Origin of the sequence: Streptomyces mauvecolor (assembly GCF_039532965.1) — a bacterium.
Lineage (GTDB): Bacteria > Actinomycetota > Actinomycetes > Streptomycetales > Streptomycetaceae > Streptomyces > Streptomyces violascens.
The window spans coordinates 701,113-726,612 of record NZ_BAAASQ010000008.1; the positions used below are offsets into that span (position 1 = coordinate 701,113).

18 protein-coding genes are annotated in these 25,500 nt (G+C 70.8%); 11 read left to right on the top strand and 7 right to left on the bottom strand.

Annotated features, from left to right (window positions below):
- Position 1: 1 nt before the first annotated feature.
- Both ABD346_RS11200 and ABD346_RS11205 read right to left on the bottom strand, forming a co-directional pair.
- Complete coding sequence (locus tag ABD346_RS11200; protein ID WP_344374130.1) at positions 2-628, bottom strand: toxin; 627 nt, start codon at positions 626-628, stop codon at positions 2-4.
- Between the two features lie 80 nt (positions 629-708).
- Positions 709-1,176 (bottom strand): hypothetical protein, encoded by a 468-nt coding sequence (locus ABD346_RS11205; protein ID WP_344374471.1) that lies wholly within the window; start codon positions 1,174-1,176, stop codon positions 709-711.
- Positions 1,177-1,707: 531 nt separating this feature from the next.
- Here ABD346_RS11205 and lanL point away from each other — a divergent pair.
- Positions 1,708-4,440, top strand: a complete 2,733-nt coding sequence (gene lanL, locus ABD346_RS11210; RefSeq protein WP_344374131.1) for a class IV lanthionine synthetase LanL — start codon at positions 1,708-1,710, stop codon at positions 4,438-4,440.
- Positions 4,394-4,522, top strand: a complete 129-nt coding sequence (locus tag ABD346_RS11215; RefSeq protein ID WP_344374132.1) for a hypothetical protein — start codon at positions 4,394-4,396, stop codon at positions 4,520-4,522. The genes lanL and ABD346_RS11215 overlap by 47 nt, the downstream gene beginning before the upstream one ends.
- 155 nt (positions 4,523-4,677) lie before the next feature.
- Here the strand turns inward: ABD346_RS11215 and ABD346_RS11220 are convergent, their stop codons facing one another.
- Positions 4,678-5,247 (bottom strand): DUF2165 domain-containing protein, encoded by a 570-nt coding sequence (locus tag ABD346_RS11220; protein ID WP_344374134.1) that lies wholly within the window; start codon positions 5,245-5,247, stop codon positions 4,678-4,680.
- Between the two features lie 210 nt (positions 5,248-5,457).
- On the opposite strand from ABD346_RS11220, the gene ABD346_RS11225 reads away from it, so the two are divergent.
- Positions 5,458-6,423, top strand: coding sequence for a DUF6083 domain-containing protein (locus ABD346_RS11225; RefSeq protein ID WP_344374135.1), 966 nt, complete (start codon positions 5,458-5,460; stop codon positions 6,421-6,423).
- A 421-nt stretch (positions 6,424-6,844) separates the two neighbouring features.
- Here ABD346_RS11225 and ABD346_RS11230 read toward each other — a convergent pair whose 3' ends face one another.
- A complete protein-coding gene (locus tag ABD346_RS11230; RefSeq protein WP_344374137.1) occupies positions 6,845-9,133 on the bottom strand; it encodes a D-alanyl-D-alanine carboxypeptidase in 2,289 nt (762 codons plus the stop codon).
- 307 nt (positions 9,134-9,440) lie between these two features.
- Between ABD346_RS11230 and ABD346_RS11235 the strand changes: the two genes are divergently transcribed.
- Entirely contained in the window at positions 9,441-11,210 is a 1,770-nt protein-coding gene (locus tag ABD346_RS11235) for an immunity 49 family protein (RefSeq protein ID WP_344374138.1), read from the top strand.
- A gap of 52 nt (positions 11,211-11,262) precedes the next feature.
- Here ABD346_RS11235 and ABD346_RS11240 read toward each other — a convergent pair whose 3' ends face one another.
- Entirely contained in the window at positions 11,263-12,282 is a 1,020-nt protein-coding gene (locus ABD346_RS11240; RefSeq protein WP_344374140.1) for a LacI family DNA-binding transcriptional regulator, read from the bottom strand.
- A gap of 403 nt (positions 12,283-12,685) precedes the next feature.
- On the opposite strand from ABD346_RS11240, the gene ABD346_RS11245 reads away from it, so the two are divergent.
- The 4 genes from ABD346_RS11245 (at position 12,686) to ABD346_RS11260 (ending at position 18,904) form a co-directional block, all read left to right on the top strand.
- Positions 12,686-15,865 carry a GH92 family glycosyl hydrolase gene (locus ABD346_RS11245; RefSeq protein ID WP_344374141.1) on the top strand — a complete coding sequence of 1,060 codons (3,180 nt, stop codon included), beginning with the start codon at positions 12,686-12,688 and terminating at the stop codon, positions 15,863-15,865.
- A gap of 229 nt (positions 15,866-16,094) precedes the next feature.
- On the top strand, positions 16,095-17,087 hold the full coding sequence (locus ABD346_RS11250) for a zinc-binding dehydrogenase (protein ID WP_344374142.1): 993 nt from the start codon (positions 16,095-16,097) through the stop codon (positions 17,085-17,087).
- A gap of 123 nt (positions 17,088-17,210) precedes the next feature.
- Positions 17,211-18,194, top strand: a complete 984-nt coding sequence (locus ABD346_RS11255; protein ID WP_344374144.1) for a GlxA family transcriptional regulator — start codon at positions 17,211-17,213, stop codon at positions 18,192-18,194.
- 104 nt (positions 18,195-18,298) lie between these two features.
- Complete coding sequence (locus tag ABD346_RS11260; RefSeq protein ID WP_344374145.1) at positions 18,299-18,904, top strand: cysteine hydrolase family protein; 606 nt, start codon at positions 18,299-18,301, stop codon at positions 18,902-18,904.
- 41 nt (positions 18,905-18,945) lie between these two features.
- On the opposite strand, the gene ABD346_RS11265 is transcribed toward ABD346_RS11260, so the two are convergent.
- Both ABD346_RS11265 and ABD346_RS11270 read right to left on the bottom strand, forming a co-directional pair.
- Positions 18,946-21,474, bottom strand: a complete 2,529-nt coding sequence (locus ABD346_RS11265) for an MDR family MFS transporter (protein WP_344374146.1) — start codon at positions 21,472-21,474, stop codon at positions 18,946-18,948.
- Between the two features lie 64 nt (positions 21,475-21,538).
- Positions 21,539-22,468: a nitrilase-related carbon-nitrogen hydrolase gene (locus tag ABD346_RS11270; RefSeq protein ID WP_344374148.1), complete on the bottom strand. Its 930-nt coding sequence runs from the start codon at positions 22,466-22,468 to the stop codon at positions 21,539-21,541.
- Positions 22,469-22,642: 174 nt separating this feature from the next.
- Here ABD346_RS11270 and ABD346_RS11275 point away from each other — a divergent pair, with 174 nt between their 5' ends.
- The 3 genes from ABD346_RS11275 (at position 22,643) to ABD346_RS11285 (ending at position 25,475) form a co-directional block, all read left to right on the top strand.
- Entirely contained in the window at positions 22,643-23,542 is a 900-nt protein-coding gene (locus tag ABD346_RS11275; protein ID WP_344374149.1) for a PIG-L family deacetylase, read from the top strand.
- Between the two features lie 166 nt (positions 23,543-23,708).
- Positions 23,709-24,089 (top strand): hypothetical protein, encoded by a 381-nt coding sequence (locus ABD346_RS11280; RefSeq protein WP_344374151.1) that lies wholly within the window; start codon positions 23,709-23,711, stop codon positions 24,087-24,089.
- A 117-nt stretch (positions 24,090-24,206) separates the two neighbouring features.
- The gene (locus tag ABD346_RS11285) at positions 24,207-25,475 is read left to right on the top strand and encodes a styrene monooxygenase/indole monooxygenase family protein (protein WP_344374152.1); all 1,269 of its coding nucleotides are present in this window, start codon (positions 24,207-24,209) and stop codon (positions 25,473-25,475) included.
- The last annotated feature ends 25 nt before the right edge of the window (positions 25,476-25,500 follow it).

The window sequence follows — 25,500 nt, forward strand, 5'->3', positions numbered from 1 at the left end:
GCTACGAGCGGCGGAAGAATCCGCGGCGCCGGTGGGCGACAGGCCGCGAGAGGGAGTTCGCGAGCCGCCCGACCATGTCGTCGCTGGTCACGTCGCGGGCCATGCGGGGGATGAGCGAGGCGCCGAACTCGGCGATCCGCTCGTCATGGGTGTCGTACTGGGCCCGCGCCTGGATGGGGCCGCCGGAGCGGAACGCCTCGGTGACCGCGGGCGGCAGCTCGTCCGGCTCGGTGGAGGCGGGCTCTGCCGGTGCGGCGGGCTCATCGCCGGCGAGGACGCGCTTGATCAGCGAGGTGTTGAAGACGGGAAGCAGCTGTCGCAGCTGGTCCGCGTTCAGGGTCGTACCGTGGTCGAACCACTCGTGGCACAGCTCGTGCAGGATGACGTGCTGGGTCTGGTAGAGGGTCGGACGCTTGCGGTAGAGGACGAAACTGGTGCCGCCCGATTTGAGGCGGAGACCGCAGGCGGCGTTCACACGGGCAAGGCGGTCGGGCAGTTCGTGCAGCACGATGGTGCGGCCGCGGGCCTCTTCCATATTCGCCACAAGCCCCGGAATGCTGAACGGGGCCGGGATGGGCAGATCCGCAAGGCCGGCTTCGCACTCTCTCCGCAGCTCGCGCATGGACATGGAGACCTCTTGATCGTAGTCACGCGTGTGTGACAAGCGGTCTGCGATCTTAGCCAATGGTCATGAACACGAGGTGCCGGCTACCCGGGCTGTCCGCCAGGGGCCGCTCCGGGGCCGTTGTCCCGCCCGTCCTTGCTGTCCTTGTTGTCCTCCAGGAGGGAGAGGACGAACTGGAGGAGCTCCGGGTCGAGCCCGTCGTCGTCGATGCCCCGGCCCGCCAGACCGCTGATCTCTCCGGTCCGCCGCTTCGCGAGGAACTGGAGCCCCGCCACGACGTCGTCCACCACCTCGGACTCGTCCTTGAAGAAGCGCCAGTCCACGCCGAAGCCGATCCCGAGCGCCTTGAGGATCTCCTCGGACGGGTTGGTGACCTTGCCGGCGAGGATGTTGGAGAAATAGCTGTGCGAGAGCGAACCGCCCCGCTCCTTGACGAGATCGGCGAAGACCCGGCCCGAGATCTTCTCTCCCGGAAAGGTCTTCTCGACCATGTACTCGACCTTCTGCTGCAACGTCGTCAGCTCGGGAGTGCGCTCTTCGCCGTTGTCCATCAGGGTCCCCACGTCCACGTCCGCCGCTCATGCGCTGTCCGAGGATGCGCGATGTTCGATTCGGTCAACGGATTCGTACTTTAACCGACCTTGGTACAGGAGCCCGGCCGACGGGGAGGCTGTCGGCCACGGTCGTCGGCGACAAAACGGAACATCTCGCTCCGCGATCGTAATCGGACTTGCGGAAACACTCTACGTCACTGTTAACTCGAAAAAACACGAACAAGGAGCCACGAGGGGAGTTCCTTGCTCGGGTGGCTGCTGTGCCCTGCGCGCTTGGCGCGTCCGGGACGCACAGCCGCGGCAAGCAGGTGTAGCCCTTCGCGACGGGGGACGCGCGAAGGGCTACACATGCATTATGCACCTTGTCTGTGGGGTCCGGCGACCACCCTCGATGGGGATACGACCGGCTCCGTTCAACTCCCAGCCGAATACGATCGATTGCCGAGCCGGACGCGAGATGAGACACCCCTGTGACTTGGCTGGGAAACGCCTCCCGGCACCCGGGGAGCGCGCTGCCATGCTGGCCGGGTGACGTCGAGCTACCGGCCGATCCTCGCGCGGGTCCTGGCGCAGGCGGAACCGACCACCCCATGGCGGGTGCACCACCGCGATCCCTGGTACATGGCCGCTCCGGCCCACCACATCAGCCGCAGGCAGGGCTGGAAGCTCCATGTGTCGGCCACGCCCGTCTCGGCGCCCCAGGTTCTGGAGCGCGCGGCCCGTGTCCTGGTGGCTCACGGGTGCGCGTTCAAATTCGCGGCGACTCCAGCCATCGCCGCCGAGATGAACGCGGTCCGCGCCGCCCGCGCCCAGTCGGGGAAGTTCCTCACCGCCTACCCCGCCGACGACGGCCAACTCCGGCTCCTGGCCGAGGAGTTGGACGACCGGACGCGCGGCCTGACCGGGCCTGCGATCCTGACCGACCGGCGCTTGTGTCCCGGCAGTCTGGTGCACTACCGCTACGGCTGCTTCGCGCGGCCCCGCGAACTCAACGACGAGGGGTTCTACGAGGGCCGCCTGCGCGCGCCCGACGGCACCTTCGTCGCCGACGAGCGGAACCCCTGGTTCGCCCCGCCGCCCTGGGCAGGCAGCCCCTTCCCCAGAACTGCATCGGCGAGTTCCGGACGACGACGCGGCGACCCCGTGCTCCTCGCCCGCCGCTACCTCGTCAAGGAGGCGATCCGGCACTCCAACCGCGGCGGCGTCTACCGTGCCCGCGACGAGCGCACCGGCGACACCGTCCTGTTGAAAGAGGCCCGCCCGCACGTCGGCGCCGGACCCGACGGCAGGGACGCGCGGGACTGGCTCCGGCACGAGGCCGAGATCCTGCGCCGGCTCGCCCCGCTCGGAATCACCCCGGCCGTACGCGAGGTGTTCGAGGCAGGCGGCCATGTCTTCCTCGCCGAGGACCTCATCGACGGCGTGAACCTTCAGGAGTGGACCGCCGACCGGCTGCGCACCGGCGACCGCCACGTCCGCGTCGCCGAGGCGTGGAACCTCGCCCGCGAACTCGCCCGGATGATCGGCCGGTTGCACGCCGAAGGCCTCGTGCTGCGGGACTTCAAACCGGGCAATGTCGTGATGACCCCCGAGGGCCGGCCCGTCCTGGTCGACCTGGAGTGCGCGGTACCCACCGGCGCCCCGGCGCCCGTCGCGGGAACGCGCGGCTTCACGGCGCCGGAATACCTCGAAGCCGCCGGCCCCGACGCCGCCCCGCCCGCGCCCGGACCGGAGGCGGACTGCTTCAGCCTGGGCGCGACGCTGCTCCATGTGACGACCGGGATCAGCCCGGTGCTCGCCCCGGACTCGGCGCCGGCCCGGCCGACCGGCGAACGCCTGGCCTCGCTCATGGCCGAGGCGGCCCCCGGCATCCCCGCCCTGCGCGTGCTGGCCCCGCTCATCACGGGGCTGACGCGGGACGGCGCGGGGCGGTGGACGCTGGGACGGGCTGCGGAGTTCTTGCGTACGGGAGAGCGGGCGCAACCCGTGCCCTCCTGCCCAACCCCCTCCCTCCCTTCCGCGGACCGTCTGCTCGCCGACGGACTCGCCTTTCTCGCCGACACGATGGATCCCTCGCAGGAGTACCTCTGGCCGGGCCCGGCCGCGCTCCCGTACGGGGACCCCTGCAACGTGCAGCTCGGAGCCGCCGGGGTGCTCGCCGTGCTCGACCGGGCGGTGCGCTGCGGGCACGCGGCGGCCGCGCCCACCCTGCGTACCGCCGCCGAATGGCTCGACCGGCGGCTGACCGCGCCGAGCCGTGTCCTGCCCGGTCTGTACTTCGGCCGCTCCGGCGCCGCCTGGGCCCTGTACGAGGCGGCGACGACGCTGGAAGACGCCGCGCTGGCGGAGCGCTCGATCGCGTACGCCCTGAACATCCCGCTCGAAGGCGCCAACCCCGATGTCTGCCACGGCCTGTCCGGGGCGGGCCTCGCGCAGTTGCACCTGTGGCACGCGACCGGCGACCTGCGTTTCGCCGAACGAGCCGCCCAGTGTGCCAACGGCGTGCTCCGGCTGCTCCACGACGGGCCGGGGGTGGAGTGGGAGGCGGGCCCCGACTTCCGCGCCGAGCTGGCCGGTTCGGCGTGCTACGGGTTCGGCCACGGCGTGGCCGGGAACGCGGCCTTTCTCCTCGCCGCAGGCCGGGACCTCGATCGCCCCGACCTGACCGACATCGCCGTCGGTGGCGGGCACGCCTTGTGCGCTGTCGCCGCATGGCGCTCGGGCAGCGCGTACTGGCCGAAGGGCCCCGGCCGCAGCGAGCGCCCCGGGCTGAACTTCTGGTGCAACGGCACCTCCGGCATCGGCACCTTCCTCGTGCGGCTGTGGCACGAGACCGGAGACGAACGGTTCCTGGAACACGCCGAGGGCGCGGCGCGCGCCGTCCGGCAGCAGCGCTGGCAGATCGGCCCGGGAAGCTGCCACGGCGTGGCCGGCAACGCCGAGTTGCTGCTCGACCTCCACGAGCTGACCGGCGAGGCCCGGCACCGGGAGGCCGCCTTCGACCTCTCCTCCTGCCTGACCGTACGGGCGGCCCGGCGGCGGGGCCGCTTCCTGGTGCCCGACGACACACTGCGCGAGATCTGCGCCTCGTACAACGTGGGCATCTCCGGCGTACTCGATTTCCTGCTCCGCCTCACGCACGGCGGACCACGATCGTGGCTGGTCGACCGGCCGGCCCGAGAGAACCACCCAACTCCTGGAAGGGAAGCGGCACATGGAGAGCCTCGTTCTGGAACTGCAGGAACTGCCCGAAACCGATGAACAGCAGCTGGAGCCGATGATGTGTTGCGACACCGGCCACCACAGCTTCGACTGGACCGACCTGTGCGCGGCGCGCGACTGACACCGTCCGACGTCTCGTGACGGCGCGATGAAGGCCCCGACTTCCTTTGCCACCGGCACGGCTGCGAACAGCGCACAGCCCGGGTGAGCAGCACCTGCGCGGGCACGTTCGACGCCCGCGCAGGATGCGCCCAACGGTCCGGCGTAGGGGTCAACTCACAGGATCGCTGGCGAGTTGGTGCCCGGCAGATGGACGACCACCAGGACGATGCCCGCCACCATGAAGTTGCGGGCCGCCGCGTCGAGGCCGTTCCAGGACTTGGACTGCCACATCGAGAACCATTCGCCGCCGACGGCTATGAACCCGGCGCCGAACAGCAGCAGCACCATGAGCAGCCCTATCGTGCTCAGGCGCCGCGCCCGCGCGAAACCGGCCCGGCGCCGCAGCCCGCCGAACCACACGGCGGCCGCCGCTATGAGCACCAGGGCCGTCAGCGTCTCCCAGACGATGATCAGGACGTACGCGATGTCCTGGAGCGTGCTCGACGTGATGGCCCGCCACATGAGATCCGGATCCTTGAACGTGGTGTCCATCGCCAGGACGTGACGGACGAACTGGCGGTTGGTGTCGAAGTCGGTGATGTTGCCGAAGGCGACGAGCGCCATGTACAGCGCGACGGTGGCGGTGAGCAGTGCCGCGGCGACCGGCAGCGCCGGGAGCCCCGCCCCGCTCACGGGGCCCGCGCCGCCCGCCGTACGTGCTCCGAACCTGAACCTGGACGTCATCCCGGACTCCCTTGTCGGACCGAACCGATTCCCGCGCCGAACGGACGGGCTCTGCGCGCGCCTGCCGTTCAGCCTGCCCACCATCGTGCCGCGCACCACTGACAATCGGACTTCGCAAGCAAGCGACGGGGTCCCGGCCGTGCCACGCGGGGCGGGCTCTCGTTAGGCCGGTGGAGTGAAAGTCCGAGCCTGCGGAGGTGCGCTGTCGACATGCGGCTGCATCGGGACAACCAGTCCAAACTCCTGCGCAGCGAAGCCGTGGCCCGCTGCAAATACTGCGGAACCCCGATCGAATGGTTCGACCGGCACGACTCGGGCCGTATCCCGCTGACACCGGAACTCCCCGCCCGCCGGGTGCCGGAGCGCTTCCGTTGGCATGTGAACGTGGGAGTCGCCTACCGCGGAGCGCCGGCCGACTCCGGCTACTGCCGCATCCCGCACACCGCGGTCTGCCCCGCCGTGGAACACACCGGCCTGCCGCCCGACATCGACTCCATCGTGCAGATGCTGGCCGTACGCATGAGGAGCCGTATCGAAAAAGGCGAGTTCGCCCCCGCTCTCGTGGAGCCGAAGGAGCCGGCCGCACCGGCCGCCGCGAAGGTGCCGGAGGTGCCGGTCCGCCATGTGCTGCGCCACCACACCAACCTCCAGCTCGGGCCGGGAGCGATCGAGGAGGTGCGGTGCATCGTCACGGAGGGCTCCGCGGGCGAGCGCTGCCCGAACATGATCTTCGACCTGGGGGAGGGCTGCTGGGAGCGAGTGGACGTCCCGTACGCGGCCGGGCGGGCCGGGCAGATGGTCCTCAACTCGTCCGGCGGGCTGATGTGGGTCTGGTCGGTCCCCGAGTTCATGCATGTGCGCCGCTGGTGGAAGCAGTGCTGTCCGGCGCATGAGGACGTCGTCGTGGCGGACCATATGGGCACCGAGTGGGTGCCGTTCGAGACCTGGAGGCACGCCGAGTACATCGTGACCGAGCAGCCCACCGGCTATGAACGCCCCGCGGAGGAATTCCCCATCCACGAGGGGCCGCGCGAACTCTGGCGCTGCGCCGAGCCGGACTGCTTCAACTCCAGTGTGCACGCCCGGCCCGAGGGATGGCTGTGCTGGAAGTGCGCCAAGGCGAGGGAACGCCGTACCCGGACCCATCGCCGCTGGCAGCACCCCGCGAGCCCGTGATTCGCCCGCGCTTGGGCCGACGTGACCGAACGGGGTACGCCGGCTGCGCCGGGGCGTAGTACGGCACCCGGGCGGAGGTCATTCGAGCGACACAACTCCCCCTACTGGACGGGGCGTTGACGACCGACGAGGCCTGGAGTTGACTCGGGGCTGAAACAGCGCACCAGGGAAGGAGCCCGACCGTGATTCCCGAGCAGCCTGTTCCTCCTACGACTCCACCGAACCCCGCGTTCACAACTCCCCGCCCCGCGACGGCCCCACCGCTCCGCGCGGCCAACTGCTCGTGCGGACCGAGCTGCCAGTGCGGATGCCAGAGCGGCGGACCCTGCCAGTGCGGAGGCGCCGTCCCCTGCTGACCCGTAACGAAGCGCGGCCCCGCCGGAACCGGCGGGGCCGCGCTGGGCTGTCGTCGACTCCGGGGTCAGCCGAGCCGGGTGAGCTTCGCGCCGAACGAGGGCTCGGACAGGTCGTCCTGGAGCGTGACCGGCACCTTCGCATCGCCGGATCCGCTGCCCACGGTCAGCACGCCGACCTCTGTACCGGCGTTCGCCGAGTGCGGCAGCGCCCTGCCGCCGTCCGTCAGCTTGATCGCGACCGAGGCGCCGGACCACACCGGCACGGTCAGGTCCTTGGCCGCGACGACCGGGACCGTGCCGCCGAGACCGTCGTCCACCTGGCCGACCACCTCGCCCTTCTTCACCACCGTCTCGCTCCTGAGTGCCTTGTCCGCGGCCAGTATCAGGCTCTTGCTGGCGGCCGTCGCGGTGCCGATGATGGGCGTCTTGTGCTGTCCGAACACGGCGCCGATGATCAGCTGCTTGCTGCCGCCGACCGTCGTCTCGGCCGCGAACACCAGATTGCCGCCCGCCTTGGTCGTGGACCCCGTCTTGATGCCGACGACACCGTTCAGCGGGACGAGCTTGTTGAAGTTGTACTGCGTCCTGGCCGTCTCCACCGTGCTGCCGCCGGACGTCGTCGTCGACTGGTACGACGGCAGCTTGGCGATCTGCCGGAAGACGGGGTTCGTCATGGCCCGCTTGGCCAGTTTCACCTGGTCCTCGGCCGTGCTGACCGTGGACTCGATCAGACCGCTCGCGTCGGTGTACGTCGTGTTGGTCATCCCGAGTTCCTTGGCGGTGTCGTTCATCTTCTTGATGAACGCCTCCTCCGTCGACGCGTCCCAACGGGCCAGCAGGCGGGCCACGTTGTTCGCCGAGGGCAGCATGACGGCCTGCAGGGCCTCCAGTTCGGAGACCTGCTGACCCGCCTTGACCTCGACGACCGACTCCTTCTCCGCGACGCCGCTGGTGTAGTCGTCCTCGGCCTTCTGGTCGACCGGGACCGACGGCCCCTTGTCGCCGGCCTTGAGCGGGTGGTCCCGCAGGATGAGATAGGCGGTCATGACCTTGGCCACGCTGCCGATGGGCAGCGGTTTCATCTCCCCGTACGAGCCCATCCGGCCGAGGCCGTCGATGTCGACCACGGCCTGTCCCTCGGTCGGCCACGGCAGCGACAGGGCGCCGCCGTCGGCGGTGTGGCTCGACTTGCCGGTCAGTTCGAGCGTCGGCGTCGGGAGGGGGCGCAGTGCCTGGACCGCCACCAGGACGACGGCGAGCAGTGCCACCAGCGTGCCCCAGATCTTGACCCTTCGCGCGACCGTACGGCCCACCGTCTCGGGCTTCGGCGGCGTGTTCGTCAGCTGCGCGAGCAGGTCGAGCGGGGGCGGCGGACCGGCTGCATCACCGGCTCCGGAGGAGGTCGCGGGCGATGCGGCGGCGGGGGCGGGCGGCCGGCTCAGCGCCATGGTGCGGTCGTTGTCCGCACGCGAGGGCGCGGCGAGCTCCCGGGTGCGGTCCGAGTCGGCGGAACCCCCGCCGGGCTTCTCGCCGGACGACGACGGCACGGGGGTCGGGGTGACGGGTCGGGGCGAGGTCGGGCGCGGCAGGTCCGGCTTCAGCGCGACGAACTCGCTGGTCCGCTCGGAATCCGATTCTCTACGGGCGGCCCAGGAGGGAGCCGGGGGCTTCCTCGCGGAGTCGGGCGCCGGGGCCGGCGCGGACTCCGGATCCGCATCCCCGTCCGCGTTCGGGCCGCGTACAGGTGTGGGGGCGCGGACGGGGTCGGGCTTCGCGGATGCCTCGGGTGCGTCGGGTGACTTGGGCGCGTCGGCCTCGGGCTGCCCTTTGCCCTCTTCCCCGGCCTGCTCCTCGCGCTCTTCGCGCTCTTCGCGCTGTTCGGGCTGTTCGGGCTGTTCGTCGCTCGGCGGGGTGCTGGACGCGGCGCCCTCGGCGCGTGGGTCGCGGGCGGCCACGCTGCCGTCGGCCTCGCTGCCGTCGGTCGCGGCGTCGGCGTGTTCGTCGTCGGGCTCGGAGGCCCCTTCCGACGCCGGGCTAGCCGAGTCCTGCCGGGACACCGGGGGAACGGCGGCCAGGGTCTTGTCAGCCCGGTCAGCCCGGTCAGCCCGGTCAGCCCGGTCAGCCCGGTCGGCCCGGTCGGCCGGATCCGCCTGGCCCCGAGTCGGCTCGGAGCCGCCGGAGTTGGGGCCGGCCTCGTCGGCCCCCTCGTCGGCCTGGTCCGCAGGCGCTGAAACCGCCCGGGCCTCGGCCCGGTCAGCCGCCTCCTCCGCCGCATTCACCGCATCGGCCTCGTCGCCCGGTGCTGCCTCCTTGCCGGAAAGCTCGCCCGCCTTTGCGCTGTTCTTCTCGTTCATACGTAGTGCAGCCCGCCTTGCTGTGCTGATCTCGCCCTGTGCTCTGCGCTGTCGGCCGCCAAGACGCCAGGAACATACGAAGGCGTTCCAGTCGGAAGTCTTCATTTCCGATCTGGTCCGAAACCTTCGAGGCGCCAAGTGACCAAGCAGGCAGCACCACGATCGCACGTCCATGTGACCAAATGATGACAAAGGCGCCGCGGGACCCATCATGCGTCCTCGGTCGTCCGCCGGGCCCGGCGCATTGTCAGACCCCCTTCCTATGCTGGCAGGGCAAGATCGAACGGGGACTCGTCGGGAGGCAGAGGTGCGGATCGAGCGCCATCGAATCGGTGAGGCGGCGTTGGCCGCCGCGGAGGCCGGCTTCGCCGAGCGGATCGCGGGGGACGTACAGCGGATGCAGGACGATCCGCGTCCGGCCCGGGGCTGGCGTGCGATCGCCGGAGCCTTCCTCGACTACCTCGGGGCGCGGTCGACGCGGCTGCCCGAACTGGGCGGTAAGGACGCCGAGGTCGCGCTCGGATCGGCGGCGGCCGCCGCGGTGGGCGCCCTGGAGCTGACCGTGTTTCCGGGGTGGCAGTTCGACGTGTTCATCGACTACGCCGAGGCCGGAGTGTCGTACGGCGGCGAGTTCGACGGCGATGAGGAGAACGGGACGCGGGACGGACAGGTCCGCTCCTTCGAGTGGCTGGACGGCTTCTGCCTGGCCTTCCTGGCCCGGATCTCGGACCGCAAGGCCGAGATGTTCATCGAGGCCGCCCCGCCGTGGCGCGGGAACGAGGGGCGTGCCGACGTGGCGCTCGTCCACGCGTTGATGGCGTACGCCTTCGGACCCGAGGAGGGGCCGGACGACCCGGCCTCGCCGGGGCCGGTCCAGGACATCGAGAAGTGCGCGCTGATCGACATGGTGACCGCGACGCTCGGCGAAGGCGACGACTGGCCCGGCCACCGGGCCGCCCTCAGCACCCTGCGAGCCCTGGCGGCGGGCGACGAAGAGGGCTTCACCCGTTGTCTGGCCGCGCAGTTGGAGCAGCATCGCAGCCGGGCCGCGGGAGGAGACGCCTGGCCGCGGAGCCTGCTGCCGCTCGATGCCATAGCGCTCATGGCCATGGCTCACCGCCGTCATGGCTGGCCCACCCGCGTCGACTCCGCCTACCTTCCGCACGCGCTGGTGACGGGCTTCGCCCCGGGCGTGCCGCGGGTCCGGGCGTACGGGCGGGGCAAGCGCGCCGATGCCGTGACCGCGCTCGCTGCCGGCCCCCTGGTGGTCGAGAGGCCGCCGCACCCCTTCGTGGCGCAGTCCATCGACCCGTCGCTGTACGACGACTTCGCCGCGCAGGAGCTGGAGCGCTTCCACGACCGCTGCGAAGACCCGAAGGCGCTCGCGCGGGATCTGACGTCGTTGATGTCGGATCAGCGGCAGCGCTTCCTGGTGCGAGCGGCGCTCGATCCGTACGGGACGGATCCGTGCCAGTACGAGGCGCTGCTGCTCGGCGCCGAGGCGGGAGCGGGCGCCCTTCGGGTGGCACGCGCCGGGCCGGGCACGGAGGTGGAGGTCGCGATCGGCGGCACGACCCGGCTGCTGCCGGCGTGGCGCAGCTCCTACCGGCCCAATCCGCACCAGTGGCAGCAGGCCGTGGCGCTCGCGCTGGTCGTCGGCGCGCGCAGGCCGCTGGCCGACTGCGTGCTCGTCGAGCCCGAGTTCTTCGTGGAGGACGACCATCCCTCGCCAGGCGGGGCGTACTGCGCGGCCCTTCACGACTATCTGCGCGGCGTCGATCCCGAGCCCGCGACGGACCACGCGCTGACGACGACCGCCCGGATGGCCGGTGGCGGTTTCCTCGCCCCACCGGTCTCGCTCCTTTCCCAGCTCGTCCAGGGCGACCAGCAGGGCTTCGCCCTCGCGCTGGCCGACGCCCTGGAGGAACACCGCGAGCACTACACGGTCGGCGCCCGGGGGAAGGACATGGAAGCCGCCGTCAATCTTGACGTCCTGGGGCTGGCCTGCCACGCCCGCCGCATCGGCTGGCCCGTCCCCATACGGTCGCCCTATCTGCCCGAGGGGCTGCTCCGGTAAGGGGAGTACGGCCGTCGGCCGCAAGCGCGGCCGCCGACGGAGATGACACCGGCTAGCCGCGCACACCCCCCACCGATCCCGACCCCCGGACGATGAGCCGGGTCAGGAGGACGACGGAGCGGGGCGCGGAGAGGTCGCCGTCGATCCGGGAGAACAGGAGGTTCGCGGCCGTCGCACCCAGCGCGACCGGGTCCTGGCTCACCACGCTCAGCGGCGGGCTGAGCCGGTCGGCCAGCGGGAAGTCGTCGAATCCGACGAGGGCGACGGGGTCGGGGCGGCCGAGTCCGTCCATCACGCCGATGCTGATCAGATCGTTGGTGGTGAACAGCGCCGTGGGCGGATCGGGCAGCGCCCGCAGCTCGGCCAGGGCGGCCGCGGCATCGGACTGGGAACGCAGTCCGTGCCGTACGAGAGCCGGGTCCTCGGGCAGGCCGTGGGAGGCGAGGGCGTCGAGGTAACCGGCATGGCGTTCGCGCTGGGTCCAGATGTCGAAGCGGTCGCCGAGATAGGCGATCCGGGTGTGTCCGTGGCCGAGCAGGTGGCTGACGGCCCGTTCGGCCCCCGCGCGGTTGTCGACGGTGACGGTGTCGACGGCCAGCCCCTTGGCGGGCCGGTCCACGCAGACGACGCAAGTCCCGCCCTCCATCGGCTGCTTGAGGAAACCGTGGCCCCCGTTCGTCGGCACCAGGATGAGGCCGTCCACCTGGCGGGCGGTGAACGCGGCTATGACCTCGCGTTCGCGGCGGGGTTCGTCATTGGTGCTGCCGACCAGGACGAGAAAGCCCCGCCGATGCGCCTCGTCCTCGACGGAGCGGGCCATGAGCGCGTAGAACGGGTTGGCCAGGTCGTCGACGACGAGACCGATCGTGGACGTGCGCAGGTTCTTCTGCCGCAGGTTGCGGGCGTTGTCGTTGCGCTGATAGCCCAACTGCCGTATGGCCTGCTCCACTCGGGCGGCCGTGTCCGGTGAGACCCCGGGCTCGCCCGACACCGCGCGCGAGACGGTCATGGGGCTCACACCCGCCGCGCGGGCCACGTCCTTCATCGTCGGGCGCTTCACGAGCCTCCTCATCGACCGATCCGTGCCCGGTCCGGCACGGCGACGGCTCGATGATGACAGACGACACCCCATGTCAGGCGGCCAACGGGGTGCCTGGGGCGGCGGGGGCGAAGCCGTCACAAGGGTCACTGCGGCTTGTTAACGTTCCCATGCGGGGAGGGCCGGGGGTCATCCTCAACTGACCAGTCGTCAAAATCAGCCGAACAGGCGGGGATTGCTCCCTCTGGCCCATGACGGCGGAACCTCAAGGTGAACAAGGGGCTCGATTTCACCCACGGCCCTTGACGGGTGGTCAGGGACACCTCAACAATCCTGAGTTGATTGGTAACGTTCACATGCACATCGAGCATCCCCCCCGTCCCGAGGCCGCCCGTCGGACGGCGAGCGGTCCTTTGCGAGAAGGTGGTCCCCCCTCGTGCTCCGCTCCGTGCCCTCCTCCGGATCCGTGATCCGGTCCAGACGCCTCTCCCGATGCGTCGGCGCCTTCAGCGCCCTCGCCCTCTCCGCCTTAGGGCTCGCCGGTCTCACCGCGGCGCCCGCCCACGCGGCGACGCTTCCGCTGACCCAGTACGTCGACCCGTTCATCGGCACCGACGACAGCAACGCCCCCAACCCCGTGCCCGGCGGCGCCGGGGGCAGCACCTACCCCGGCGCCGTGGTGCCCTTCGGCGGCGTGCAGTTCGGCCCCGACACCCCCACCGCCTCCCCGTCCGGCTACCGCTACAAGGACACCTCCGTCGAGGACTTCAGCCTCACCCACTTCGACGGCGCGGGCTGCGCCAACAACGAGGACCTGCCGCTCCTGCCGGTCACCGGCGCGCTCGGCAGCTCGCCCGGCACCAACTGGACCAGCTACGCGTCCGGTTACACCAAGGCGAACGAGGTCGCCAAGCCCGGTTACTACAAGACCCGCCTCGACCGCTACGCCACCGATGTGGAGCTGTCTGCCACCACCCGCACCGCCATGGGCAAGCTGACCTATCCCGCCTCGACCACGTCCCGGCTGCTGATCAACACCGGCCGCAGTGCCACCGGAAACCGCGCCGGAACGGTGCACATCAACGGCAACGAGCTGACCGGAAGCGTGACCGCGGGTGGATTCTGCGGCTCGTCCAAGACGTACCAGATCTACTTCGACGTGCGCTTCGACCGGGCGCCGACCGGCTTCGGAACCTGGTCGGGCGGCACCGTCAGCGACGGCTCGGCCAGCGCGTCCGGCACCAACACCGGTGCCTATGTCACCTTCGACACCACCAGCAACGCGGCGGTCCAGTTCAAGGTCGGCCTGTCCTACGTCGGTGTCGCGGGCGCGCAGGCCAATGTGAGCTCGGAGAACAATGGCTGGGACTTCGGCGCCGTCCGCGCCGCGGCCGACAGTTCCTGGAACCAGATGCTCAACCGGCTCCAGGTCTCCGGCGGCAGTACCGCAGACAAGCAGAAGTTCTACACCGCGCTCTACCACGTGTTCCAGAGCCCCAACATCTCCAGCGACGTCAACGGTGACTACCGGGGCTTCGACAACGCCGTGCACAACTCGGCAAGACCCGTGTACCAGAACTACTCCGGCTGGGACATCTACCGGTCCTGGGCGTCGCTCATCGCGCTGATGGCACCGACCGAAGCGAGCGACATCGCCAAGTCGATGGTTCTGGACGGACAGCAGGGCGGGCTGCTGCCCAAGTGGTCGCAGCAGACCAACGAGGACTTCGTCATGACGGGCGACCCCGGCCCGATCATCGTCGGCAGCATGTACGCCTTCGGAGCCCGCGACTTCGACACCTCGGCGGCCCTGTCCCTCATGGAGAAGGCGTCCAACGGCGGTACCGCACAAGGCAGTCCGATACGCGGTCGCCAGTCCACGTACACGAGCCTGCACTACCTCGACGACCCCTCCGACTCCCTCGAATACTCGGCGTCCGACTTCGCGGTGGCCCAGTTCGCGAAGTCGCTCGGCAACACATCGAGCTACACCACACACATGGGGCGCGCCCAGTGGTGGCGCAACACATTCAACTCCGAGTCGTCCTATGTGCAGCAGCACAAGGGCGACGGCTCCTGGAGCTGGCCGCTCGACCCGGCCAGTCAGTCCACCTTCACCGAGGGCAACGCCTCCCAGTACACCTGGATGGTGCCGTACGACTTCTCCGACCTGATCAACTCCATGGGCGGCCCCCAGACCGCCGTCCAGCGTCTCGACCACCACTTCACCGAGGTCAACGCCGGGCAGAGCAGGCCCTATTACTACATAGGGAATGAGCCCGAGCACGGTGTGCCGTGGGCCTACAACTACGCCCGCCACCCGGCCGGGGCCACCGACGCGGTACGCAAGGTGATGTCCGAGTCGTTCACCACCGGCGCCGGCGGGCTGCCCGGCAACGACGACCTCGGGGCGACCTCGGCCTGGTACGTGTGGGCCGCGCTCGGCATGTACCCGGCCACGCCCGGCGCGGACACGCTCGCGGTGCACGGGCCGCAGTTCCCGTCCATCCTGATCCAGCGCGCGGCCGGGAACATCACCGTCAACAGCTCCGGGACCGGCTCCTATGTGCAGTCCCTCGCCGTCAACGGCGCGTCCACCAGCCACAGTTACCTGCGCTACCCGGACGTCGCGGGCGGCGCGACCCTCACCTACACGATGGGCGGCGCGCCCAGCACCACCTGGGGCACCGGCGCCTCGGACGTGCCGCCCTCGTTCCAGGACGGGGCCACGCCCGTGCCTGCCGCACCGGAGCTCGGGACCGACCTCGCGCTCGGCAAGCCGGTGACCGGATCGGCGTCCTGCGCGTCCGCCGAGTCGGCCGACAAGGCGGTGGACGGCTCCCTGACGAACAACAGCAAGTGGTGCTCGTCCGCGGCCGACAAGTCGCTTCAGGTCGACCTCGGGTCCGTCCGGAACGTGTCGTCCTTCGTGATCAAACACGCGGGTCTGGGCGGCGAGAACACCGGCTGGAACACCGGCGCCTTCCAGATCCAGACCAGCACCGACGGCTCCGCCTGGACGACCGCGGCCACCGTCACCGGCTCGCGCTCCAGCCGCACGTACCACCCCGTATCGGCCAGATCCGCCCGCTACGTGCGCCTCGTCGTCACCAGCCCCTCCAACACCGGCGGAGGCGGGAGTGACGCGGCCCGCGTCTACGAGCTGGAGGTCTATGGGGCGAGCGGCGGCGCCCGGGACCTCGCGATCGGGCAGCCTGCCACGGGCTCCGCGTCCTGCAACACCTCGGAGACCCCGGACAAGGCGGTCAACGGCAGCTTCACCGGAGGCTCCGGTGACAAGTGGTGCTCGAAGGCGTCGGGCATCAAGACCCTTCAGGTCGATCTGGGTGCGTCCCACCCGCTGACCTCGATCACCGTGCGCCATGCGGGCGCCGGCGGCGAGAGCGCGGACTGGAACACCAAGGACTTCGACCTGAGCGTCTCCGCCGACGGCACTACGTGGACCACGGCGGCCCAGGTCCGGGGCAACTCCGCGGATTCCACGACGAGTTCCGTCACGGGATCGGCCCGCTATGTACGCCTCGCGGTGATCACCCCGACCCAGAACAGCGACCCGGCCGCTCGCGTATACGAGTTGGAGGTGAACGGAACCTGATCGCCGCCGACAGCTGAGCGAGACGGATTCGGCGCTCCGCACGCCGATTCCCTCGGCGGCCCGCCCCAACTCACCGGGAGCGGGCCGCCGTTGGCATCTCCCGCCACACCCGTGTCACGATCATGTCTGCTGAAACGATTCACGCGCATAAAACGCCCGAACCTTGGGAATTCAACCATCAGAACAGGGAACACCTGTGCGACACAGGGGTGAAGGTGGGGATGTACAGATGAAGGCCATGCGGTTCGCCGGGGCGGGACGGCCGCTCAACATGGAGACCGTTCCGGACCCGGAGCCCGGGCCGGAATGGGTGGTGGTCGACATAGAGGCGGCCGGCCTCTGCCACTCGGACCTGCACATCATGAGCGGCATGGATCTCGGTGACCTCACCGTGAAGTCCCCCGTGACGCTGGGGCACGAGGGTGCGGGGGTGATCTCCTCGGTAGGCGAGGGGGTGCGGGGCTTCGCGGTGGGCGACCGGGTGGGCATCGCCCTGGTCACGCACCCGATCGAAGCGGCCCGCTTCGCGCCCGGGGTGGGACACGACGGAGCGTTCGCCGAGCAGGAACTGGCCCATGTGTCCACGCTGGTGCGCATTCCGGACAACGTGACGTTCGCCGAGGCCGCGGTCGCGACCGACTCGGTGGCCACCGCCTATCACGCGGTGCGGACGGCCGGTTCGGTGCGGCGCGGCCGGACCGTCGGCGTCATAGGACTCGGCGGCCTCGGTCTCAACGGCGTACGGATCGCGAAACTGCTCGGCGCGACCGTGTACGGGGTCGACATCAACACGGCCACCTTCGGCCCGGCGACGCAGGCCGGAGCCTCGGGGTGCTTCCAGGACGTACGGCAGCTCACGGCCCATCACCCCGATGTGATCGTGGACTTCGCCGGTGTCCCCTCGACGGCCGCCGCGGCGGTGGAGAGCGTGCGCCCGGGCGGCTGTGTGGTGCTCGTCGGACTCGGCGGCGCCGTAGCCCCGATATCGATCGCTTCCCTGGTGATGCGCAACGTCCAGCTTGTCGGCTCCCTCGGCGCGAGCAAGGACGAACTGCGCGAGGTGTACGACCTCATCGCGAGCGGCGCGCTCAAGCCGGCGGTGCAGGAGGTGCCGTTCGCCGAACTCCCGGCGGCGATGGACCGGTTGGCCCGCGGTGAGGTGCGGGGCCGCCTCTACACGCGGCCGCGTGCCGACATCCGCGTGGCGGCCGAGGCCGCCTGAAGCACGGCCGGGGGAGCGGGCGCCGGCGGAGGCGGAGACCCTCGGCCGACGCGCTGCGACGATGGCCGGATGTGACAGAAAACCGTCATTGCCGCCATCGGACCCCACCCCGATGATGGTGGCATGCCCACTCCTCATCGTGTGGTCATCGCGGTCTTCGCGGACGTCGACGTTCTGGACGTGACCGGCCCCGCCGAGGTCTTCGCGCTGGCCAACGGGGTGATCCGGGGCCGGGCCGAGTACCGGGTCCGGCTCGCCGGTCCGGTGCGGGGCGAGGTCGCCACCTCCGCCGGGGTACGGCTGCTCGCCGACCTCGCCTTCGACGAAGTCGGCGCCGCGGTCGACACGTTGATCGTGCCGGGGGCGGTCGACATGACCCCCGAAGGGCCCATCGCCCGGATCGACGACCGGGTCGTGGCATGGGTGCGCGACACCGCGCCCCATGCCCGGCGGGTGGCGTCGGTGTGCGTGGGCGCGCACGTCCTCGCGGCGGCCGGGCTCCTGGAGGGGCACACCGCGACCACGCACTGGTCGACCGCGGCCCAGCTCGCCTGCGAGCACCCCGGCGTCACGGTGGACCCGGACCCCATCTTCGTACGCTCGGGACGGGTCTGGACCGGCGCGGGCATCAGCGCCTGCCTCGACCTGTCGCTGGCCCTGGTCGCCGAGGACCACGGGGAGGAGGCCGCCCTGTCGGTCGCCCGACTCCTGGTCATGTACCTCAAACGGCAGGGCGGACAGAGCCAGTTCAGCGTGCCGCTGTCCCGGCCCGCATCCACCCGGCGGGACAGTGCCGAACTGCGCAGGTTCATCGACGACCATCTGGAGGGCGACCTGTCCGCCGCCGTCCTGGCCCGGCGGATGTGCCTGAGCGAGCGGCACTTCGCCCGGGTCTTCCGCGAGGAGACCGGGACCAGCCCCGCCGCCTATGTCGAAGCGGCCAGGGTGGAGGCGGCCCGGCGCCTTCTGGAGAGCACCGACCAGTCGCTTCGGCAGATCGCGGCGGCCTCGGGCCTCGGCTCCCTGGAATCCCTGCACCGCGCGTTCCAGAGGCAGCTCCGGGCCACCCCGGCGGCCTACCGCCGCCGCTTTCGCACCCTCACCTGACGCGCAGCGGCGCCCCTCCTGGCGCCCACACATAGGTCAGCCACACATAGGTCGGCCACATAGGTCGGCCACACACAGGTCAGCCACCCCTGGAGAGGGCACACATGGACAACGCAGCCACCACCCTGCGGAACGTGATCGGCCTCGACAATCAGCTCCCGCACCTGTCCGACACCGCCCTCATCATGATCGATTTCCAGAACACCTACACCACCGGAGTCATGGCCCTCGAAGGCTCCGAGCAGGCGCTGGACGCCGGGTCCCGGCTGCTGTCCGCCGCGCGCGGCGCCGGCATCCCGGTGATCCACGTCGTCAACGACGGGGGCGTGGGCACGCCGTACGACATCCGGGCCGAGATAGGGGCGATCTGCCCGCAGGTCACCCCGCTCAAGGGCGAGCCCGTGGTGGTCAAGCGGTTCCCGAACTCCTTCCACGACACCGAGCTGCAGGAGATGCTGCGCGAGCTCGGCGTCGGCGGCGATCTGGTCCTCGCCGGGTTCATGACCCACATGTGCGTGACCTTCACCGCCCAGGGCGCCTTCAACCTCGGCTACCGCCCCACCGTCGTCGCCGAGGCCACCGCCACCCGCACCCTGCCCGGCCCCGACGGGAAGCCGATCCCGGCCCCCGTACTGAAGAGCGCGAGCCTGACGACGATCACCGACCTGTTCGGCACGGTCGCCCCGACCGTCGACAGCCTCCCCGTCTGACCGGGGGACGCCGGGTGCCCGCGTGGCACCCGGCGCAGTCCTCAGCGCGGGGTGGACTTGACCAGCAGCGCGGCGACCAGTCCCGCGAGCAGGGTGAGGCCGGCCGCCCACCACAGGGTGTCGGTGTAACCGTCCAGCGTCGCCTGCCTCATCGCGTCCGCCAGGGGCCCCGGGAGCGCTCGCGGGTCGACGGCGCGGCCGCTGCGGGTCAGTTCGGCAAGGGTCGGCGGAAGTCCCCCGACCGCCGCCATGCGGGAGGCGACGGCCGTGGCGAGGATGCCGGCGAACATCGCCGTGCCGAGTACTCCGCCCACCTGGCCGGCCGCGTTCGTCAGTGCCGCGCCGCCGCCGGAGTCCTGCGCGCCGGTGCCGCCCGTCGCGATGGAGTAGAGCGGCATCACGGCGATGCCGAGCCCGAATCCGGCGAGCAGCATGCCGGGCAGAGCCACCGTGACGTACGCGCTGCCCGTGTCGAGGAACGTCAGCAGTCCCAGTCCCACCGCGGCGAGCAGCAGCCCCGGCAGGATCAGTTTGCGCGGCGGAACGCGGTCGAGCAGTCGGCCGGAGACCTGAGTGGCGCCGACGATGATCGCGGCGACCGCGGGCAGCAGGAGCACGGCGCTCTGCACCGGGGCGTCTCCGCGGATGTTCTGGAGGTACGCGTTCAGGACCAGGACCAGCGCGAACGCGCCGGCGCCGGTCAGGAACAACGTGACCAGGGAACCCGTGCGACTGAGATCCCTGGGGATGTACGGCGCGAGGAGCGGGGCGGCCGTGTTGAACTGCCAGAACACGAACGCCGTGAGCAGGGCGATGCCGATCGCGAACAGGGCGAGCACCACAACGTCGGTCCAGCCGCGCGAGCCCGTCTCCTGGAAACCGTGGACAAGGGCGACGATCCCGCCGGAGCCGAGCAGCAGGCCCAGCAGGTCGGGGCGGCGGCGGGTGCGGAGCGGGCCGTCGTGGACCAGGGTGGCCGCGCCGATCACGGCGATCAGGGCGAGCGGCACGTCGGCATACAGGCAGATACGCCAGCTCATGTTCTCCAGGAGCCAGCCGCCGGTGAACAGGCCCACGACGGAGCCGCCCGCGGCGATCGCGGCGTAGAGGCCGAAGGCTCTGCCCCGGGCCTTTCCGTCGGGGAAGCCGACCGTCACCAGGGCCAGAGCGGCCGGCGACAGGAGTGCGGCGAACGCGCCCTGCAGAGCGCGGGCCACGACCAGCACGTCGAACGACGGGGCCGCGCCGCCGACCGCCCCGGCCACCGCGAAGCCCACCAGGCCGATGATCAGCATCCGCTTGCGGCCGATCAGGTCCGCGAGATGACCGCCGAGCAGCAGCAGCCCGCCGAAGGCCAGTTCGTACGCGGAGAACACCCGGTTCAGGCCGGATGCGGGCGCATGCAGATCCATCATGACGGAGGGCAGCGCCATCCGCAGGGACGTCGCGTCGAGCAGCACGAAGAGCTGCACCAGAGCGACTACCGCGAGGCCCCACCAGCGTCTGGGATGCGGCGGTGGCGATTTCCGGAGGTCGGTGGGGGAGGGAGCCACCCCCGGCGGTGACACGGGATGCGCCGGGGTCGTGGGCGCGTACGCGGGCGGCGGGGGCAGCGGCTGCCCGGACGGGACGCGCGGGTCGGCGGGGACCGTGGCCGGGGGAACCGGACTCTGGGGTGCGAAGTCCAGCAACTCGGCCGCGTGACGGCCGAGTTGGGCGAGGACCGCGCCCGGAAGCCACTCCTCGCCGGTGTCTGCCGCCGTGTGGTCGGCCACCTGCTGGGGAGTGGGCCGCCCGGCCGGGTCCTTGTCGAGACACGCGCGTACGAGACCGATCAGCGATTCCGGTACGCCGGTCAGGTCCGCCTCCTCCTCGGCGACCCGGAACAGGTGGGCGTTCAGCCCGGTCTCCGTGGCGCCGAAGAGCAGCCGGCCGGTCGCGGCGTGGACGAGGACGGCACCCAGGCAGAACACGTCGCTGGCCGGGGTGAGTTCGAGGCCGCGCACCTGCTCCGGCGACATGAAGCCGGGCGAGCCGATCAGCATGCCGGTGCGGGTGTGCAGGCTGTCCCCGGCGAGGCTGTCCATGGCCCGCGCGATGCCGAAGTCGATGACGCGGGGGCCGTCCACGGTGACCAGCACGTTGGACGGCTTGAGGTCGCGGTGGATCAGCCCCGCCCCGTGTACCGCCTGCAGGGCGAGGGCGAGCCGGTTGGCCAGGACCCGCACGGAGTTCTCGGGCAGCGGCCCGAAGTCCTTGCCCACCACGGTCGTCAGGTCGGGCCCGGGGATGTACTGGGTCGCTACCCAGGGCACGGCGGCGTCGGTGTCGGCATCGAGCACGGCCGCCGTCCAGGCGCCGCCCACCCGCCGGGCGGCGGCCACCTCACGGGCGAAGCGCCTGCGGAACTCGGGGTGCTGGGCGTGCTCGGCCTGGACGACCTTGACGGCAACGGTCCGCCCGGCCTCGGAACGGCCCAAATACACCAGGCCCATGCCGCCCGCGCCCAGGCGTGCGATCAGGCGGTACGGTCCTATGTGCGTCGGGTCCTGGGAGATCAACTGGTCCACGGGGGCACGGTATTGCACGGCCGGGCGCTCCGGTGTCCGAATCCGGTCAAGACCGTGTAAGCGCTCAGGGGGTACGCGGCCGGGTCGGGGGCCTCGGGGTCTCGTCCACGTGCAGGGTGAAGACGTCCGGGCGGGCGTAATGCCCGGTGGCGTCGAAGTCGAAGCGGCCGCGAGGGATGTCCCCGAGGTCCAGCTCCGCGACGAGGATCCCCTCGCCGCCCCTGAGGGGCCCGGCCAGGACTTCGCCGAGCGGGGAGACGATCGTGCTGCCGCCGCCGATGAGGACGGTGTCCGGCGCGTCGCCCTGTACCGGGTGCACGTCGCCGGGCAGATCCGACCGCAGGAGGTACTGGTTGGCGCTGAGCACGAAGCAGCGCCCTTCGAGGGCGACGTGCCGCATGGTGGCCTGCCAGTTCTCCCGGTCGTCGACGGTCGGCGCACACCAGAGGTCGACTCCCTTCGCGTACATCGCCGTACGGAACAGCGGCATGTAGTTCTCCCAGCAGATCGCCGCCCCCAGCCTGCCGTGCCCGCTGTCGACCACCGGCATCGTGGAGCCGTCGCCGAACCCCCAGATCAGGCGCTCGGCGGCGGTCGGCATCAGCTTGCGGTGCTTGCCGAGATACCCCTCGGGCCCGAAGAACAGGGCGACGCAGTACAAGGTGGAGCCCGCACGCTCCACCGCTCCGACCACCGCGTGGCATCCCAACTCCCGCGTGAGAACGCCCAGTTCATCGGTCTCCGGTCCGGGTACGGTGATGGCCGACTCGAAGTAGCGGCGGAACGTCTCCCGACCTTCCGGGGTGCGGCTGCCCACCCGGACCCCGAAGTCGAGGCCCTTGGGGTAGCCGCCCAGGAACGCCTCGGGCAGCACGACGACCTCGGCGCCCCGGCCGGCCGCATCGCGCATGAGGTCCAGTGCCTTGGCCAGGCCGGCCGGGGTGTCGAACAGCTTCGAGCCCGCCTGGACGACGGCGGCGGTGAGTTGAGTCACGACGCCAGCGTAGCGGGGCGGTCCCGCCGCCGATTCGCACTCCCGCGGACCCCAGAAATTCCGCTGTCAATTGCCGGTCGCGGCACGCCCGGAGGGAAATCCAGGATCTGAGTGAATTCTGCGATAATAATCCGTCCCGTGAACGGGACAGCGGAATGGCTGGGAAAACGCGGAATGCGAGCCGCTTCGGCGGTGTGCGGCCTGGCGATTCTGGCGTGCGGGCAGATCGCCGTACCCGTGGGATCCTTCGCCGCGGTTCCCGCGCCCTGTCCTCGCACCGTGTTCGCCGGGGTGGCGCACGAGGACGACGATCTCCTCTTCATGAGTCCCGACCTGCTGAACGACTGGGGGAGGGGCGCCTGTCTCGACATCGTCTACCTCACTGCGGGTGACGCGGGCAGTTCCGGCACCGGGTACGCCGAGCGGCGCGAACAGGGCGTCGGCCGCGCCTATGCGCTGTTGGCGGGCGTCCCCAACGACTGGCGCCGCCAGGACCGCAAACACGCCGGGCGTACGGTCCGTGCCTTCGCGCTGCGCGTCCCGGCGGGCCGGCCCGGCGTGCGGGTCACCTTCCTCCGGCTGCCGGACGGGCTGCACGACGGCTCGGGCACCCGTCTGCAGGGGGGCCAGAGCCTCCTCAAGCTCGAACAGCGAAGGATCCGCCGCATCACGACCATGGACCGCAGCGCGAGTTACGACGCGAAGGAACTCACCGCGACGCTGTCCTGGCTGGTCGCGGATTCGCATGCCAGGACCGTACGGACCCTGGACTACCGGAACATCGACCGCGGAAGCGGCCCCAGAAGCGATCACAGCGATCACGAAGTCGCGGCACGCTTCGTGAAATCGGCGGCCGCTTCCCTTCCGGGCCCGAAACCCGTCGTCATCGGATACCGCGGATATTCCATCAACGCCCTGTCGCCGAATCTCGCCCTTCAACAGGCCCGGCGAAAGGAATCCGTGTTCCGGCGGTATCTCTCCACGACGCTGTGCGCCACGGCGTGCGCCGACTACACCGGCCCCCTGTGGTCGTCGTACCGGCATTGGATGGTCCGTCAGTACCGGGGGAATTAGCGGCCCGCGTCCCTGATGCTTCGTCAGTTGCCCTGATGCAAGGCCGATACTGGTCGGGACGTTAGCGGAGTGTTAGGCCGGGTGTGCCAAGGTCGGCCATATGGTTCTTCTCGATCAGGCACCGGAATACGTGTCCCATCAAGGCCCGTCCCGACGGAACCTCCTGATGGCCCTCGCGGTCGGCATCGCCGTCTGTCTCGGCATCGGAGCCGTGGTCGTCTCGAAGTTCAACGACAAGCCGCTCTTCCACGATCAGGTCGCCTACGAAGGCGGCTATGTCGTGGCCCTGGCCGGTATGAAGGCGGACCCGACCGGACGCACCCAGGACTTCCTCAAGAACGGTGGCTGCGAGCAGTGGCGCAGCGAGCAGGGCGGTGCCAAGGCCGAGGGATCGCCCGGGCAGTGGCTCCAGGGCTGCCGGGACGCGGCCGGAGACGGGGACTGCCGCAAGGGCCGGGCGGTCGCCGAGCCCAAGGGCTCGGCCGGGATCAGGAGCCTGGTGTGCGACAGCACCAAGGGCGTCAGGAAGCCGGCCGCCGCGCAGTGACCGCCCGCTCCGGTGCGGCGCGTGCCGGGCAGTCACGTCCTGCGAGCGACCTCATGGGCGCCGATGTCGTCTAGGCAGTCCCGCACACCACCCAGTACAACGGGGGAGTCGGGACGGGTGGTGGACCAGGTGGAGGCATGTGTGCGCAGGATCGCGATCATCGGGGCGGGGCAGGCCGGGCTCCAACTGGCGCTGGGACTCCAGGCCGCGGAGTACGACGTGACGCTGGTGTCGGAGCGGACCGCGGACCGGATCCGCGACGGCCGGGTCACCTCGACTCAGCTGATGTTCGGGCCGGCCCTGGCGCTGGAGCGGGCGGCCGGGCTGAACCTCTGGGACGACTCGGCGCCCGTGATGGGCGGCCTGGAGATGAACCAGGGGGACCCCACGGCCGAAGAGCCTTGGTCGGCGCGGTTCACCACCACCTATGACGCGGAGGTCCGTTCGGTCGACCAGCGGGTCAAACTCTCCGCGTGGCTGGAGCTGTTCGAGGCGCGCGGCGGCCGGGTGGAGTTCCGGGCGGCCGATGCCGACTACCTCGCGGACATCGCCGCACGCCACGAGCTCACCGTCGTCGCCGCCGGCCGCGGCGCGCTCTCCTCGCTGTTCGGCCGCGACGAAGCGCGCTCGGTGTACGACCGCCCCCAGCGCGCCCTCGCCGCGTTCTACGCATGGGGCGTCACACCGCGGGGAGACGAGACCGATGCGTATCTGCGCAACACGGGCATGCCCTCGGCCGGCGACGCGATCGCGCTGCAGGCGCTGACCGTGGGCGGACCGTGCGAAATCCTGCTGCTCGAAGCCAAATTCGGCGGCCCGTACGACTGTTGGGAGGACCGGCCGAAGCCGCGCGAGGGGCTGCGGCGCGCGGTGGAGCTGCTGCGCACGTACGCGCCGGGGGAGTACGAGCGCTTCGCCGGAGCCGAACCCACCGACGAGGGCGCCGCGTTGTACGGCGCGATCACCCCGACGGTCCGGCACGGGGTGGCCGCGCTCGGAGGCGGCCAGTACGTCCTGGGCATGGCGGACGCGGTCGTCGTCAACGACCCGATCACCGGGCAGGGAGCCAACAACGCGGCCCGCGCCGCGGCCGCGTACCTCGACGCGATCGTGCGGCGCGGCGAGCTCCCGTACGACGAGCGGTGGATGCGGGGGACGTTCGACGCGTACTGGGAGCACACGCGGCACGTGCACGCCTTCACGGATCTGATGTTGCGTCAGCCGCCGGCCGAGCACATCTCGCGCCTGGTGCGGGCCGCCTTCGAGTTCCCTGAGATCGCCCACCGCTTCGCCAACGGCTACGCGGACCCGCTCGACTACCGAGACTGGCTGATCGACCCGGAGCGGGCCGACGCCTATCTTGCCAAGATCGCGGAGTCCCGCTGAGGGCGGACCTCCGCGCCGGGCGTCA

Bases quoted from the DNA above. Each gene is read 5' to 3' on its own strand.
- ABD346_RS11200 (WP_344374130.1), bottom strand. From the start codon at position 628: ATGTCCATGCGCGAGCTGCGGAGAGAGTGCGAAGCCGGCCTTGCGGAT.
- ABD346_RS11205 (WP_344374471.1), bottom strand. From the start codon at position 1,176: ATGGACAACGGCGAAGAGCGCACTCCCGAGCTGACGACGTTGCAGCAG.
- ABD346_RS11215 (WP_344374132.1), top strand. From the start codon at position 4,394: ATGGAGAGCCTCGTTCTGGAACTGCAGGAACTGCCCGAAACCGATGAA.
- ABD346_RS11220 (WP_344374134.1), bottom strand. From the start codon at position 5,247: ATGACGTCCAGGTTCAGGTTCGGAGCACGTACGGCGGGCGGCGCGGGC.
- ABD346_RS11225 (WP_344374135.1), top strand. From the start codon at position 5,458: ATGCGGCTGCATCGGGACAACCAGTCCAAACTCCTGCGCAGCGAAGCC.
- ABD346_RS11230 (WP_344374137.1), bottom strand. From the start codon at position 9,133: ATGAACGAGAAGAACAGCGCAAAGGCGGGCGAGCTTTCCGGCAAGGAG.
- ABD346_RS11240 (WP_344374140.1), bottom strand. From the start codon at position 12,282: ATGAGGAGGCTCGTGAAGCGCCCGACGATGAAGGACGTGGCCCGCGCG.
- ABD346_RS11250 (WP_344374142.1), top strand. From the start codon at position 16,095: ATGAAGGCCATGCGGTTCGCCGGGGCGGGACGGCCGCTCAACATGGAG.
- ABD346_RS11255 (WP_344374144.1), top strand. From the start codon at position 17,211: ATGCCCACTCCTCATCGTGTGGTCATCGCGGTCTTCGCGGACGTCGAC.
- ABD346_RS11260 (WP_344374145.1), top strand. From the start codon at position 18,299: ATGGACAACGCAGCCACCACCCTGCGGAACGTGATCGGCCTCGACAAT.
- ABD346_RS11275 (WP_344374149.1), top strand. From the start codon at position 22,643: ATGCGAGCCGCTTCGGCGGTGTGCGGCCTGGCGATTCTGGCGTGCGGG.
- ABD346_RS11280 (WP_344374151.1), top strand. From the start codon at position 23,709: ATGGCCCTCGCGGTCGGCATCGCCGTCTGTCTCGGCATCGGAGCCGTG.